Genomic DNA, 14,512 nt, shown 5'->3' with positions numbered 1-14,512 from the left:
CGTTCACCGCGCATCGCAGGACCCTCCGATGAAAACCGCTGCCCTTGACTCTCCCACCGCGTTCCGCCGCGTAATCCCCGTGGTGCCAGCATCTGCGCCACACCCCGAAGAAACACCCGCTGGCTGGTTGGTCCAGTGCGACTTCGACGGCACCATCAGCACGGCCGACGTGACGGACTCGCTGCTGCAGCGCTTCGGCCAGCCCGGCTGGCAGGCGCTGGAAGACGCCTGGGAACGCGGCGAGATCGGCTCGCGCGAATGCATGAAGGGCCAGGTCGCGCTGCTGGACATGGACCGCGCCGAACTCGACGCCCACCTGGCGACCATCGAGGTCGACCCGCACTTCGCCGCCTTCGTCCGCGAAGCCCGCGCCCTCGGCATGCCCGTGCAGGTGGTGAGCGACGGCATCGACTACGCTATCCGCACCGTGCTGGCACGCCACGGACTGGACGACCTGCCGGTGATCGCCAACCGGCTGGTGCATGCGGCCCCCCGCCAATGGCGCCTGGAATCGCCCTGGGCCAGCTCCGCCTGCGCACGCGCCAGCGGCAACTGCAAGTGCGAGCGCCTGGCAGAGCAGCGCGCGCTGCACGGCCGGGTGCTGTTCGTGGGCGACAGCACCTCGGACTTCTGCGTCTCGGGCCGCGCGGACTTCGTCTTCGGCAAGTACAAGCTCATCGGCCATTGCGAGCGCAACGGCATCGCCCACGCGCCGTTCACCGGCTTCTCGGACACCCTCCCGCTGCTGCACCGCCTGGACGTGCTCGCGTCCCACGCGCTGGAACTGGCCGCATGAGCCTGGCAGCAGCCGCCCACCGGCGGGCCACGGCGGGCGCATCCGTCTCAGCCCCGCCCGCGTACCCCCACGGCACGCAGCACGAATACCTGCTCGAAGGCCAAGGCCCGCTCGCGCGCACGGGCGTGCTGCTGATCCACGGGCTCACCGGCACGCCCAACGAGATGCGGCTGATCGCCAAGGGCCTGCACCGGGCGGGCTTCACCGTGCTGGCCGTGCAGTTGGCGGGCCACTGCGGCACGGCGGAGGACCTGGTGGCCACCCGCTGGCAGGACTGGCTGGCCAGCGTGCAGCGCGGCGCGGACCGGCTCAGGCAGCACACGGACGGTCCTCTCATCGTGGGCGGCCTGTCGATGGGCGCCGTGCTGGCGCTCGCGCTGGCCATCGAGCGGCCACGGCAGGTGGCCGGTGTGGTCGCGCTGTCGCCCACCTTCCGCTACGACGGCTGGAGCATGCCGGCGTACACGCGGCTGTCCTTTCTGCTGCCGCTGTTCCGCGCCCTGGGCATCGGCCGGCACAGCGTCTTCATGGAAGCGCCGCCGTACGGCATCAAGGACGAGGCGCTGCGCGACCGCGTGGTCGCGCAGATGCTGTCGGGCGACAGCGCGGCCGCCGGGCTGCCGGGCAACCCCTGGTGGTCGGTGATCGAGCTGCGGGCCCTGTCCGCCCACGTGCGGCGCAACCTGGATGCCGTGCGCGCGCCCTGTCTGGTGATGCATGCCCGCCAGGACGACATCGCCGCGGCCAGCAACGCGCAGGACATCGTGCGCGGCGTGCGCCATGCGCCGGTGGAGCTGGTGCTGCTGGACGACAGCTACCACATGATTACCATCGACCGCGAGCGGCGCACCGTGCTCGCCCGCACCGTGGCGTTCGCCCAGGCGGTCGCCGGGCGGCCCGCGGAAGGGCCCGCGCCATGACGCCGACGGACGGCGGCGGCATCACGCCGCTGGTGGCCCTGCTGTGGGCGCTCAACATGCTGGTGGACACGGGCGGGCAGCTCGCCTTCAAGGCCGCGGCCACGGCCGACCCGCGCTCGGGCACGGGTCTGGCGCGCTGGCTCTGGATGGTGCGACGCCCCTGGCTCTGGATCGGCATCGGCTGCTACGTGGCCGAATTCATCGTCTGGCTGGCCTTCCTGTCGCTGGTGCCGCTGTCCGACGGCGTGCTGCTGGGCTCGATCAACATCGTGGCGGTGATGGTGGCCGGACGCTTTCTGTTCCGCGAGAAGCTCTCGCCGATGCGGGTGGCGGGCATTTTGCTGGTGTCGGCCGGCGTGGCCGTGGTCGGCCTGAAGGGATGAGGCCGTGAGACGCTTCTACGCCATCGGATTCCTCCTCCTGGTCGCCTTCGACACGCTCGCGCAGCTCAGCTTCAAGCTCGCGGGGGAGCACGCGCTGCCGCTGGACTTCTCCGTCGCGTGGCTGGCGCGGGTCTTCGGCCAGCCCTGGATCTACGGGGCCTTCGTCGGCTACGTGGGCGCCTTCTTCACCTGGATGACCCTGCTGGAGCACGCGCCCATCGGTCCGGCCTTCGCCGCCTCGCATCTGGAGGTGGTGGCCGTGCTGGCGCTCTCGGCCTTGCTGTTCAACGAGCCCCTCGGCTGGCCGCAGCTGCTGGGCGCCGCGCTCATTGCAGCGGGCATCGGCTGCCTCGCCCGCAGCGAATCGACGGAGCAGCCCGCCGCCGCGCGGGCCGCAGCCCATGGCACCTGAGGCGCCGCCCACCGCAGGCCTGCCGCTGCGCTGGAGCGACCTGCGCCCCGGTGGCGATGCCGATCTGGCGGGCGCGCTCGCACGCTTCCTGGGCGTGCCGGCAGCGCAGGTGGAGTGCTCCGGCACGGCGGCACTGGTGGTGGCGCTCACGGCGCTGCGCGCCACGTCGCCCGCGCGCGACGAAGTCATTGCACCCGCCTATACCTGCCCCCTGGTCGCCCTGGCGGTGGCGCACTGCGGCCTGCGGCTGCGCCTGTGCGATCTGCGCCCCGGCAGCCTGGACCTGTGCCCGGAGGGTCTCGCCGCCCTGTGTGGCCCGCGCACGCTGGCCGTGCTGCCCACGCACCTGGCGGGGCGGGTGACCGAGGTAGCGCTGGTCCGCGCGATCGCCCACGCCGCCGGCGCGCGCGTGGTCGAAGACGCGGCCCAGGCCCTGGGGGCCCGGCAGGCCGGCGGGGCACCGCTCGGCACGGGCAGCGACATGGTCTTCTTCAGCCTGGCCTTGGGCAAGGGACTCACGTTGTACGAAGGCGGCCTGCTGGTGGTGGCCGACCCCGCCCTGCGCACCGCCTGCGCCGCCGTGGCCCGCACCGTCGCACCCCGCCGCCGCAGCTGGGAGCTGCGCCGGTGTGCCGAACTGCTGGGCTACGCCGCGCTCTACCGCCCGGCCGGCCTGCCCTTCGCGTACGGCCTACCGCTGCGCCGCGCCCTGGCGCGCGGCGACCGCGTCGCCGCCGCGGGCGATGACTTCCACGACACCATTGCGCTGCACCGGGTCGGCCGCTGGCGCCAGGCCGTGGGCGTGCGGGCGCTGGAACGGCTGCCCGCCTGGCTGGCCGAGGGCGATGCGCGCGCCTGCCGGCGTATCGCCCTGCTGCGCGCGCGCGTGCCCGCGCTGCAGATCCTGGGCGACAGCCCCACGGCCCCCGGCGCGCAGGGCACGTGGCCTTGTCTGCTGGTCTGGATGCCGAACGTGGCCGCCCGCGAGCGGGCACTGCACGCGCTATGGGGCCAGGGCCTGGGGATCAGCCTGCCGTTCGTGCACGCCCTGCCGGACTATCCCCGCTACGCGCCGCTCATCGCGGACGGTGAACGCACCGGCTGGCCGAATGCGCGCGAGTTCGCGTCCCGTGTGCTGTCCCTCAGCAACAGCCCCTGGCTCGATGACGCGGGCTTCGACCGCGTGTGCGAGGTGCTGCGGCAGTCCATCGGCACGGCCGCCGCGTAAGAACGTATTTACGATCTCTCAGGGGTCGCGTTGGAGCGCAATCGGGATGAGTGGAGGCGGCGGGTGCGCCGCATGGGCTCGTGCCCATGCAAGCGGCCGGGGCCTTCAATCGCCCGATTTCGCTCCAACCCGAAGGGCAGCGGTGTGGGCGGGCGGTCTGCGGCGTTGCGGCGCTGGTGGATAGCCGAGCTATCCACGGCGCACCGCGCCTTGCATCCCTCCCGCCCACACCGCTGCGCGACCCCTGGGAGATCGTAAACACGTTCTAAGGGTCGCGGCTAATCCGCCTCCAGCAGGTCCAGCAGCCACACGTTGAAGGCGGCCTGCGCGGCCTGCCACGCCGGCAGATTGGCATGCACCGCGCCGGTCTGCTGCCCGTCGCCTGCGCTGAGCCAGCGCTTCCACGCCGTGGCATAGCGGTAGGCCGAGACATCCCCCGTCACATCGCTGCCGACCAGGCAGCCGCGCAGGGCCGCGATCACCGCGGACGCGTGGCGGGTTTCCAGCGTACCCTGGTCCCAGTTCGTGCGCACCACAGTCGGCGAGAACACGTCCTTGTCGATGCTGAAGTACGTGGGCCCCCGCTCCCGCGCGAGCAGGCGCACCAGTTCCCAGGCCAGGGCATCCGCGTCGGGGAACCCCCGGAAGCCGTCCGCCACCCCGGCCCAGCGGGCCCAGCGCGTGTCCACGCCGCAGCTCCAGTAGGTGAGGCGGCCCGCACGCAGCGGCGCGAAGTAGTTCTCCCACGCGTGGCCGGCGCCGATGTCGCCCGAGGTGATGCCCACCACGTGCACATGCGCCACCTGCGCAAGCAGGGCGACGCGCCGCACCCACGATCCGCAGTGCACCCCGAACGGAAAGCGCATGTTGTCCGGGTGGTTGTCCAGCACCACCACGCGCAGCGGCTGCGCTGCGGACAAGCCATGGCCGGCGATGCAGCGCTCGATGAGCGGCCAGCTCAGGTGGTGGAAGTCGCCGCTGCCCAGGAACACCGTGCCATGGTCCGCCGGCGCGGGCATGCCCTTTGCCAGCGCATCGCGAAAGGAGCGCAGCGTGCCCAGGCCGCAGCCGAAGCGGATGCGCTCTTGCCACGCGTGCGCCAGCGGCAGGCGGATCTCGCCGGGCAGCGGGCCCACCGAGTGGTCCACATCGATCACCACGGGGGGCCCCGCCACGCCGCTCACCCGCCCGCCTCCACGCTGTCCTGCCAGCGGCGGTCGCCCTCGAAGTGGCCCGCGAAGCGCCGCGCCAGCGCGCGCAGCAAGGGGTTGCGCACATAGACGGCATGGCGCGTCCAGGTGAAGCGGGCGCCCAGGCTGCGCTTGACCTCGGGGTCGGTCCAGCCGGCGATGTAGTGGGTGAGGCCGCGCTCCAGCGCGTACTCCAGGTTGACCATCCAGCTCACGAAGTACAGGTTGACGTCGCGCGCGCCGGGGTAGGACAGGCCGATGTACTTGTCCACCAGGCGGCCGCCGTGTTCGTAGCACAGGTTCCAGCCGAGCAGTTCCAGGGTTTCGGCGTGGCGGTACTCGAAGACGATGCCGCCGCTCTCGCCGTCGCGCAGCAGGGCGGCGAAGAAGCCCGGGGTGAGCCGGTCGAAATGCACCTCGCTTTGCGCAAGCACCCGCTCGTACAGGGCGTAGTAGGCGGAGACCCGTGCCTCGCTGCCGAACGCCGGGCCCGTGGGCACACGCTCGATGCGCAGCAGCGGCCGGCTGCGCAGTTTGCGCCGCAGGTTGCTGCGCCGGCTGGACGAAAGGCGCCCCAGGTATTCTTCCAGGCTGCCGAAATCGATGGGCACATAGGCCAGCGCCTGCCCCTCGACCATCACGCAGCCCTGCCACCTGCAGGCCTGCGCGAGCGCCTCGGCCCAGGCGTTGTCGTCGCTGCCGAGCAAGGGCGACTGCTGCGGCAGGTCCTTCACGATCGCCAGCGCGAAGTCGCGGCCCGGTCCGGCGCGCAGCGCTGCGGCGAAGGCTTCCGGAGCGAGGTCACGGGGCAGCGGGGCGTATTCGGTCACCGTCGTGCCCACGAAGGCCGTGCGCACGCGCAGCCACCGGGACCAGCGCGAGAACCCCGGCCAGGAGCGCAGGCGCGACTTGAGCGCGTCGTCCGCCGTCGTCAGCAGGTCGAACGGGGCCGCGAAGGTGGGCGCCGGCTCCCCCTCCAGCCAGCGGAAGCCCTCCGGCGGGTGGGCCCGCGCATGCTCCACGAGCGACGGCGGCTCCAGCCGGTTGCGCCAGCGCATGTGGCTCAGCTGCGCTTGGCGCGCGTGATCAGCTGGTCGAGCAGCACCATCGCCTCGTCGATTTCGGCGCGCGTGATCATGAGCGACGGCGCGAAGGTGATCACGTTCTTGTAATAGCCGCCCACATCCAGCACCAGGCCGCGCTTCTGGCCCTGGTACTCCAGCGTGCCTTCCAGGCCCAGGTCCACCATCTTGTCGAGCAGCGCGCGGTTGGGCGTGAAGCCGTCGTCGGTGCAGATCTCCGCGCGCAGCGCCAGGCCCAGGCCGTCCACATCGCCGATTTCCTTGTGGCGCTTCTGCAAATCGCGCAGGCCTTCGAGGAAGTAGGCGCCGCTGTCGCAGACCTGCTTGCCGAAGTCCACCTCGTGCGTCATCTTCATCACTTCCAGGCCCAGCGCCGTGCCCAGCGGGTTGGAGGCGAAGGTGCTGTGCGTAGAGCCCGGCGGGAAGATGGTCGGGTTGATGAGTTCCTCGCGCGCCCACAGGCCGGACAGCGCGTTCAGGCCGTTGGTCAGCGCCTTGGCGAAGACCAGCACGTCGGGCTGCACGCCGAAGTTCTCGATGGACCACAGCTTGCCCGTGCGCCAGAAACCCATCTGGATCTCATCGACCACCAGCAGCACGCCGTGCTCGTCGAGCACCTTCTTGATGCCCTTGAAGTAGTTGGCCGGCGGGATCACGTAGCCGCCCGTGCCCTGGATGGGCTCGATGTAGAAGGCCGCGTACTCGCACTGGCGCGTCTTCGGGTCCCACACCGCGTGGTATTCGTTCTCGAACTTGCGCGCGAAGTCCTGCACCAGGGAGTCGCCGTATTCCTCCGCCGTCATGCCCTGGGGCCGGCGGAACGGGTACGGGAACGGCAGGAACTGCGCGCGGTCGCCGAAGTGGCCGTAGCGGCGGCGGTAGCGGTAGCTCGACGTGATGCTGGAGGCGCCCAGCGTGCGGCCGTGGTAGCCGCCTTCGAAGGCGAACATCAGGCTCTTGCCGCCCGTGGCGTTGCGCACCACCTTGAGCGAATCCTCGATGGCCTGCGCGCCGCCCACGTTGAAATGTACCCGGCCCGGCCGGCCCCACTTGGCCTCGGCGCCCTGGGCGATGGTCTTGGCCAGCTCGATCTTGGTGGGGTGCAGGTACTGGCTGGCGATCTGCGGCAGCGTGTCCAGCTGCCGCTTGAGCACGTTTTCCAGGCGCTGGTTCTTGTAGCCGAAGTTCACGGCCGAGTACCACATCTGCAGATCCAAGTACTGCGTACCCTGGTCGTCCAGCATGTAGCTGCCGTCGCAGCCCGTGAAAATCTTGGGCGGGTTCACATAGTGGACGGTGTCGCCGAAGGAGCAGTACTGGGCCTCGTCCGCGAGGAGCTGGTCAACGTCGATGGTCATGAAAAGAAGACTCCGGGAAGTGATGCCGCGAAGTCTGCTGAGCCAACCTTGATCGTTTATCGAGCTTTTGTGTGCAATGTGTGCAGACACAAAGCCATGAGAAAAGGCCGGCACGCGGTGGCGCGTGCCGGCCTGAACATGCCCATCTCGGCACCGGCCGCAGCGGCGGCCGGCGCTTCAGGCCATCAGCAGCCCGAAGGACGGTTGGGGCGCATCGGGATGATGCCGTTGACCGTGATGCGGTCACCGTCGCTGGCCTCGACGATCTTGCCCGTCAGGCGGATGCGGTTGGTGTCGCGCACCACGGCCACGTTGGACCAGTCCAGCGCGCCGTATTCCTTGCCGTTGAAGGTCAGGTAGGCCTGGTAGACGTTGGCCGCGTCGGGGCGGTAGCGCACATCACCGAAGGCCGTGCCAGTGGCGCCCACCTTGTTGGCGCCGTCGTACTTGAAGGTGCACACCTCGGGGTCGGAACCGATGGGGTTCTTCTTGTCTACATCGGTCAGGTTCAGGTTGCCGTCGCCATAGACGCCGTTGATGCCGGCGGTGTTGGAGCCGGTCACCGTGAGCACGCCCAGCTGTTCGCTGGGGGTGGGATCGTCATCGTTGCCGCCACCGCAGGCGGTCAGCAGGGCGGCAGAGGCCGCCAGGGCGGCGCAGGTACGCAGCAGGGTCAGGGTAGGCATGGTGTTTTTTCCGTTCTTGAAGGGGTTGTTTCCGGCAGGGCCGCGGGGCCATCGACCGTGGCGCCATGCTAGAAATCCACCCCACCCCGGTGCGTCGGGGCGGCGCCCCTACCCGTGTAGGACGTTCGCCATGGCGGCGCGCGGCGCGCGCAGCCCGCGGCCCCATGCCCCATGGAACCCACGGGTTGCCAAACCAGCCTCCCAGCCCGATGCCGCGCCTGCGCCCCTGCCGGCAGCACGGACCGGCTGCCGGCACCGCGCTCAGCAGCGGCCCGTCACCGCGCCAGCACCGGGGCCAAAGCCACCCCGGTGTGCGTTGCGCGGCGCACCACTTCCTCGGGCGTGGCCGCGGCCACGATGAGGCCGCCTTCCTTGCCGCCTTCGGGTCCCAGATCGATGATCCAGTCGGCCTCGGCGATCACGTCCAGGTCGTGCTCGATCACCACCACGCTGTGGCCGCCGTCCACCAGGCGGTGCAGCACCTGGATGAGCTTGTGCACGTCGGCCATGTGCAGTCCCACGGTGGGCTCGTCCAGCACGTACAGCGTGTGCGGCGCCTTCTGGCCACGGCGGCCCACCTCGTCGCGCACCTTGGTGAGTTCGGTCACCAGCTTGATGCGCTGCGCCTCGCCACCGGACAGCGTGGGACTGGGCTGGCCCAGGGTGAGGTAGCCCAGGCCCACGTCCTTCAGCAGCTGCAGCGGGTGCGCGATGCTGGGCATGCTGGCGAAGAACTCCACCGCTTCGTCCACCTCCATCTGCAGCACGTCGCCAATGCTCTTGCCGCGCCAGGTGACGGCCAGCGTCTCGGGGTTGAAGCGCGCGCCGTGGCAGGCCTCGCACGGCACCTTCACGTCGGGCAGGAAGCTCATGGCGATGGTGCGGATGCCCTGGCCCTCGCAGACCGGGCAGCGGCCTTCGCCGGTGTTGAAGGAGAAGCGTCCGGCCGCGTAGCCGCGCGCCTTGGCTTCCAGCGTTTCGGCGAACAGCTTGCGGATGGTGTCCCAGAAGCCGATGTAGGTCGCCGGGCAGCTGCGCGGCGTTTTGCCGATGGGGGTCTGGTCCACTTCCAGCACGCGGTCGATGGTCTCGAAGCCCGCCAGCCCCGTGCAGCCGACCAGCGGCGGCGCCTTGCCCGCATCCATGGCGTCGCGGCCCGCCTTGGTGGAGCGCTGCTGCACCCAGGCCTGCACGTTGGCCAGCAGTACGTCGCGCGCCAGCGTCGATTTGCCCGAACCGCTCACGCCCGTGACGGCCACCAGCCGGTTCAGCGGCACGCGGGCCGTCACCTGCTGCAGGTTGTGCAAGCGGGCGCCGTACACCGTCAGCCATTGCTGGGGCTGCGCCGCTTCGTTTTTGATAGCTGGCTGCGCTTTCTTTTCCTCAGATTCAGGCACTTTTCCATCTAAATCACCCGCAGATACAGCGCCAACAGCTACGTTATCCGTAGCAACCCAGCGCCGCGCCTTCAGCGGGTGGCGCATGGCGTGCAGCAGGTAGCGGCCGGTCTGCGAGTCCTCGGCCGCGGCGATGTCCGCTGCCGTGCCCTGCGCCACCAGGCGCCCGCCGCGCTTGCCGGCGCTCGGGCCGATGTCGATGATGTGGTCGGCACGGCGGATGGTGTCCTCGTCGTGCTCCACCACCACCAGCGTGTTGCCCTTGTCGCCCAGCTTGTGCAGCGCGTTCAGCAGGATCTGGTTGTCGCGCGCGTGCAGCCCGATGGTGGGCTCGTCCAGCACGTAGCACACGCCCTGCAGGTTGCTGCCCAGCTGCGCCGCCAGGCGGATGCGCTGCGCCTCGCCGCCCGAGAGCGTGGGCGCGCCCCGGTCCAGCGTGAGGTAGCCCAGGCCCACTTCTTCCAGGAATTCGAGCCGGTTGCGGATCTCGGGAATCAGGTCGCGGGCGATATCGGCCTCGCGCGCCGTCAGGGCGCCGTCCACCTGCAGCGTCTCGATCCAGCGGCGCACGTCGCTCACCGACAGCGCGGCGATGTCGGTGATGCCGATGCCGGCAAACTGCACCGCGCGCGCCGTGGCGTTCAGGCGCGTGCCCTGGCAGGTCGGGCAGGCCGTGTCGGCCACATCCTCCGCCTCGGGCTCGGCAAACGTCTGCTCGCGGCCCTTGTCCTTGTCGTCCTGCACCGAGTCGTCGAAGACCTTGCGCTGCTCCTTGGTGAGCTTGACGCCCGTGCCCACGCAGTCGGGGCACCAGCCGTGCTTGCTGTTGTAGGAGAACAGGCGCGGGTCCAGCTCGGCATAGCTGGTCGCGCAGACCGGGCAGGCGCGCTTGGTGGAAAAGGCCTGCAGCGCGCCGATGTGCCCCGTAGGCTCGCCTGCCGCCAGCGCCTCGCGCAGCCCATCCAGGCTGCTGAGCACGTGCACCACGCCCTTGCCCAGCTCCAGTGCGCGGGCCAGGGCGCTGCGCAGCGCAGGCTCGTGCGCCGCGCCCACGTCCAGGCTGGCCACGGGCAGCTCGATGGTGTGCTCCTTGAAGCGGTCGATGCGCGGAAAGCCCGTGGTGGGCAAGAAGTGGCCGTCCACGCGCAGGTGCGTATAGCCGCGCGGGCGCGCCCAGTCGGCCAGCTCGGTGTAGACGCCCTTGCGGTTCATCACCAGCGGCGCCAGCAGGCCGATGTGCTGGCCCTTGAACTGCGTGAGCAGCTGCGCGGCGATGCTGTCGGGCGTCTGCGGCTGCACGGCCGCGCCGTCATGGATGCAGTGCTGCACGCCCAGCTTCACATACAGCAGGCGCAGGAAGTGCCACACCTCGGTGGTCGTGCCCACCGTGCTCTTGCGGCCGCCGCGCGACAGGCGCTGCTCGATGGCCACCGTGGGCGGAATGCCGTAGACCGCATCCACCTCGGGCCGGCCGGCCGGCTGCACGATGGAGCGCGCATAGGCGTTCAGCGATTCGAGGTAGCGGCGCTGCCCTTCGTTGAACAGGATGTCGAACGCCAGCGTGGACTTGCCCGAGCCGCTCACGCCGGTGATCACGTTGAACTGGCCGCGCGGAATGTCCACCGACAGGTTCTTGAGGTTGTGCTCCTTGGCGTTGACGATCTCGATGGCGTTCTTGGCAGGCGCCTTGGCGATGAGCGCGGCCTGCTTTTCCTTGCGCAGCACGGCGGCCTTTTCGTGCACCGAATGGCCGCCCTCGCCCAGCGCCAGCTCGTAGTCGCGCAGCGCCGCCCCGGTGTGCGACGTGGGGTGCTGGCGCACGTCCTCGGGCGTGCCCTCGGCCACCACCAGACCGCCGCCGTCGCCGCCCTCGGGGCCCAGGTCGATCAGCCAGTCGCTGGCGCGGATCACGTCCAGGTTGTGCTCGATGACGATGAGCGAGTGGCCGGCATCGAGCAGCTTGCGCAGCGCGCGCATCAGCTTGGCGATGTCGTCGAAGTGCAGGCCCGTGGTGGGCTCGTCGAAGAGGAACAGCGTGCCCTTGCGCGCGACGGGCTGGCGCGATTTGGTTTCTCCGCGGGCCGCTTCCGCCAAAAATCCTGCCAGTTTCAGGCGCTGCGCCTCGCCGCCCGACAGCGTGGGCACGGGCTGGCCGAGCTTCACGTATTCCAGCCCCACGTCCACGATGGGCTGCAGCGCACGGATCACGTCGCGGTCCTGCGCGAAGGCGGCGGCGGCCTCGCTCACCGTCAGGGCCAGCACGTCGGCCACGTTCAGCGCGCGGCCGCCGCGGTCGATGGTCACCTCCAGAATCTCGGGGCGGTAGCGCTTGCCGTCGCAATCGGGGCAGCGCAGGTACACGTCGGACAGAAACTGCATCTCCACATGCTCGAAGCCCGAGCCGCCGCAGGTCGGGCAGCGCCCGTCGCCCGAGTTGAAGCTGAACTTGGCAGCCGTGTAGCTGCGCTGGCGCGACAGCGGCGCCACGGCGAACAGCTCGCGCACGGCATCCCATGCGCCCACATAGCTCACGGGGTTGGAGCGCGCCGTCTTGCCGATGGGCGACTGGTCCACGAAGACGACCTCGCCCAGGTGGTCGGCACCCAGCAGGCGGTCGTGCGCGCCGGGCGACTCCGTGGCCTTGCCGAAGTGGCGCAGCAGCGCGGGCGCCAGCACGTCCTGGATCAGCGTGGACTTGCCCGAGCCGCTGACGCCGGTGACCGTCACCAGGCGCTGCAGCGGGAATTCGACCGACACGTCGCGCAGGTTGTGCTCGCGCGCGCCTTCCAGGATGAGGCGCGGCGTGGACTCGCTCACCATGCGCTTGAAGCCCATGCCGATCTGCTTGCGGCCGCCCAGGTACACGCCGGTCAGCGTGTCGGCGCGCCGCAGCTCGGCCGTGGTGCCGTCGAACACGATGGAGCCGCCGCGCTCGCCGGGGCCCGGGCCCATGTCGATCACGCGGTCGGCCGCCAGCATGACGGCGGGGTCGTGCTCCACCACCACCAGCGTGTTGCCGGCATCGCGCAGGCGCAGCATGGCCTCGGTGATGCGGTGCATGTCGCGCGGGTGCAGGCCGATGCTGGGCTCGTCCAGCACGAACAGCGTGTTGACCAGGCTGGTGCCCAGCGCCGTCGTCAGGTTGATGCGCTGCACCTCGCCGCCGCTGAGCGTGCGGCTCTGCCGGTCCAGCGTGAGGTAGCCGATGCCGACGTCGCACAGGTACTTGAGGCGCGTGGTGATCTCTTCGTGCAGCAGCTTGAGCGCCTGGGCATCGCCCGATGCGGCGGCCGGGGACGCAGCAGCCCGAGCGCCGGCCGCCGATTCAGCGTCATTTTGGCCTCCAGCGCTTGCCACGCCTGCGCTATCAGCTATCAATGCAGGAGCAATCTCCTCGTCCCCCATCTGCGCGAAGAAACGGCGCAGCCGGTCGATGGGCAGCAGCATCAGGTCGTGCAGGGTGAGGCCGGGCAGCGCCTCGAGCTGCGCGCGGCTCCACTGCACACCCTGCGGCATGAAGCGGCGTGCCGGCTCCACCACCGCGTCGGCGGCGGCCTTGCTGCCGATGCGCCAGAGCAGGCTCTCGGTCTTCAGGCGCGCGCCGCCGCAGGTGGGGCACGGCGTGTAGCTGCGGTACTTGGACAGCAGCACGCGGATGTGCATCTTGTATGCCTTGCTCTCCAGGTACTCGAAGAAGCGCCTGATGCCGTACCACTGCTTGTTCCAGTTGCCCTCCTTGTAGCCCGGCGCACCGTCGATGACCCACTTCTTCTGGTCGTCGGTGAGCTTGTACCAGGCCGTATCGCGCGGAATGCCGGCCGTCTCGGCGTGGCGCATGAGGTCGTCCTGCGCCTCCTTCCAGGCGGGCGTCTGGATGGTCTTGATGGCGCCGGCGCGCAGGGTGAGCTTGTCGTTGGGAATGACCAGGCCGTAATCCACCCCGATCACGCGGCCGAAGCCCCGGCAGGTCTCGCAGGCGCCCACGGCGGAGTTGAACGAGAACATCGACGGGATGGGCTCGCTGTAGCGCAGGTCGCTTTCGGGTGAATGCAGTCCGGTGGAGAACCTCCACAGCTCGGGCTCGCCGTCATCGGCCAGGCGGTAGACGTTCAGGCGCCCGGTACCACGCTTGAGCGCAACCTCGATCGCTTCGACGGCGCGGGCCTTCTCGGTGTTGCCCAGGCGGAAGCGGTCGGCCACCACATCCAGCAGCTTGCGCGGGCCCGTGGTCGTGGCCACCTCGCGCTCGGCCTGCACTTTGGTGAATCCGCTGGCGGACAGCCACTGCTCGACCTGCTCGGCCGACGTGTTGGCGGGCAGCTCGACCGGGAAGGTGAGCACGATGCGCGGATCGCCCGCCTCCGCGGTGCGGCGCAGCAATTCGGCGTAGATGGTCTCGGGCGAATCGTGGCGCACCGGCTGGGCCGTCTGCTTGTCGAACAGTTGGCCGGCGCGGGCGAAGAGCAGCTTCAGGTGGTCGTTCAGCTCCGTCATCGTGCCCACGGTGGAGCGGCTGGAGCGCACGGGGTTGGTCTGGTCGATGGCGATGGCCGGGGGCACGCCTTCGACCTTGTCCACCGCCGGCTTGTCCATGCGGTCAAGGAACTGGCGCGCGTAGGCGCTGAAGGTCTCGACGTACCGGCGCTGGCCTTCGGCGTACAGCGTGTCGAACACCAGGCTGGACTTGCCCGAGCCGCTGGGCCCCGTCACCACCGTCAACTCGCCGGTGCGGATATCGAGATCGATGTCCTTGAGGTTGTGCTGGCGTGCGCCGTGGATACGGATCAGTCCGTGGGTCATGGGAGGCGGTCTTTCAGTGTGAGGCGGAACATTCTAGGCAAGGGGCCCGGCACCGCCGGCCGAGGCATCGCAAGCCCCTGTATTTGGGGCGGCCGCGCCAAAAGGCAACGCGGGCCATCGGCTCAGGCCCATGCCAGACGGCACCCCATCCTCGGAAGCGTCCCGGGGCGCAGGAGACGGCCAGGGCCGGTCCGGCCCGCGCCGGAAGCGCGCCACCTCGCCGGTGCCGCAGGGAGCCACCCGCCAGAGAGGCGTCGCCG

10 protein-coding genes are annotated in these 14,512 nt (G+C 70.1%); 5 read left to right on the top strand and 5 right to left on the bottom strand.

From position 1 onward, the window contains the following. Positions 1–28 precede the first annotated feature (28 nt). The 5 genes from QE399_RS09400 to QE399_RS09380 are packed head-to-tail and all read left to right on the top strand — an operon-like array spanning position 29 to position 3,739. Entirely contained in the window at positions 29–796 is a 768-nt protein-coding gene (locus tag QE399_RS09400) for an MtnX-like HAD-IB family phosphatase (protein WP_309828220.1), read from the top strand. Next, the gene (locus QE399_RS09395; RefSeq protein WP_309828218.1) at positions 793–1,716 is read left to right on the top strand and encodes an alpha/beta hydrolase; all 924 of its coding nucleotides are present in this window, start codon (positions 793–795) and stop codon (positions 1,714–1,716) included. The genes QE399_RS09400 and QE399_RS09395 overlap by 4 nt, the downstream gene beginning before the upstream one ends. Next, positions 1,713–2,099: a DMT family transporter gene (locus tag QE399_RS09390; RefSeq protein WP_309828217.1), complete on the top strand. Its 387-nt coding sequence runs from the start codon at positions 1,713–1,715 to the stop codon at positions 2,097–2,099. The genes QE399_RS09395 and QE399_RS09390 overlap by 4 nt, the downstream gene beginning before the upstream one ends. A 4-nt stretch (positions 2,100–2,103) precedes the next feature. Further along, positions 2,104–2,511, top strand: coding sequence for a DMT family transporter (locus QE399_RS09385; RefSeq protein ID WP_309828215.1), 408 nt, complete (start codon positions 2,104–2,106; stop codon positions 2,509–2,511). Further along, positions 2,501–3,739: a DegT/DnrJ/EryC1/StrS family aminotransferase gene (locus QE399_RS09380; RefSeq protein WP_309828213.1), complete on the top strand. Its 1,239-nt coding sequence runs from the start codon at positions 2,501–2,503 to the stop codon at positions 3,737–3,739. The genes QE399_RS09385 and QE399_RS09380 overlap by 11 nt, the downstream gene beginning before the upstream one ends. 278 nt (positions 3,740–4,017) lie before the next feature. Here QE399_RS09380 and QE399_RS09375 read toward each other — a convergent pair whose 3' ends face one another. The 5 genes from QE399_RS09375 to uvrA all read right to left on the bottom strand — a co-directional run bounded on the left by QE399_RS09375 (position 4,018) and on the right by uvrA (position 14,252). Beyond that, positions 4,018–4,923: a hypothetical protein gene (locus QE399_RS09375; protein ID WP_309828212.1), complete on the bottom strand. Its 906-nt coding sequence runs from the start codon at positions 4,921–4,923 to the stop codon at positions 4,018–4,020. Beyond that, positions 4,920–5,987: a GNAT family N-acetyltransferase gene (locus QE399_RS09370; protein WP_309828211.1), complete on the bottom strand. Its 1,068-nt coding sequence runs from the start codon at positions 5,985–5,987 to the stop codon at positions 4,920–4,922. Before QE399_RS09370 ends, QE399_RS09375 begins: the two co-directional genes overlap by 4 nt. Positions 5,988–5,992: 5 nt before the next feature. Further along, positions 5,993–7,369: an aspartate aminotransferase family protein gene (locus tag QE399_RS09365; protein ID WP_309828210.1), complete on the bottom strand. Its 1,377-nt coding sequence runs from the start codon at positions 7,367–7,369 to the stop codon at positions 5,993–5,995. A gap of 185 nt (positions 7,370–7,554) precedes the next feature. Further along, on the bottom strand, positions 7,555–8,055 hold the full coding sequence (locus tag QE399_RS09360; protein ID WP_309828209.1) for a hypothetical protein: 501 nt from the start codon (positions 8,053–8,055) through the stop codon (positions 7,555–7,557). 275 nt (positions 8,056–8,330) lie between these two features. Beyond that, entirely contained in the window at positions 8,331–14,252 is a 5,922-nt protein-coding gene (uvrA, locus tag QE399_RS09355) for an excinuclease ABC subunit UvrA (protein WP_309828207.1), read from the bottom strand. Positions 14,253–14,512: the final 260 nt, after the last annotated feature.

It is taken from the genome of Paracidovorax wautersii (assembly GCF_031453675.1).
GTDB lineage: Bacteria > Pseudomonadota > Gammaproteobacteria > Burkholderiales > Burkholderiaceae_C > Paracidovorax.
The sequence above is the reverse complement of the archived record's forward strand: the minus strand, read 5'-3'. Positions and strand labels throughout refer to the sequence as shown.

What these genes read in the sequence shown, in the direction of transcription:
- QE399_RS09365 (WP_309828210.1), bottom strand. Translation starts at nt 7,369, where the DNA reads ATGACCATCGACGTTGACCAGCTCCTCGCGGACGAGGCCCAGTACTGC.
- QE399_RS09370 (WP_309828211.1), bottom strand. Translation starts at nt 5,987, where the DNA reads ATGCGCTGGCGCAACCGGCTGGAGCCGCCGTCGCTCGTGGAGCATGCG.
- QE399_RS09400 (WP_309828220.1), top strand. Translation starts at nt 29, where the DNA reads ATGAAAACCGCTGCCCTTGACTCTCCCACCGCGTTCCGCCGCGTAATC.
- QE399_RS09360 (WP_309828209.1), bottom strand. Translation starts at nt 8,055, where the DNA reads ATGCCTACCCTGACCCTGCTGCGTACCTGCGCCGCCCTGGCGGCCTCT.
- QE399_RS09390 (WP_309828217.1), top strand. Translation starts at nt 1,713, where the DNA reads ATGACGCCGACGGACGGCGGCGGCATCACGCCGCTGGTGGCCCTGCTG.
- QE399_RS09395 (WP_309828218.1), top strand. Translation starts at nt 793, where the DNA reads ATGAGCCTGGCAGCAGCCGCCCACCGGCGGGCCACGGCGGGCGCATCC.
- uvrA (WP_309828207.1), bottom strand. Translation starts at nt 14,252, where the DNA reads ATGACCCACGGACTGATCCGTATCCACGGCGCACGCCAGCACAACCTC.
- QE399_RS09380 (WP_309828213.1), top strand. Translation starts at nt 2,501, where the DNA reads ATGGCACCTGAGGCGCCGCCCACCGCAGGCCTGCCGCTGCGCTGGAGC.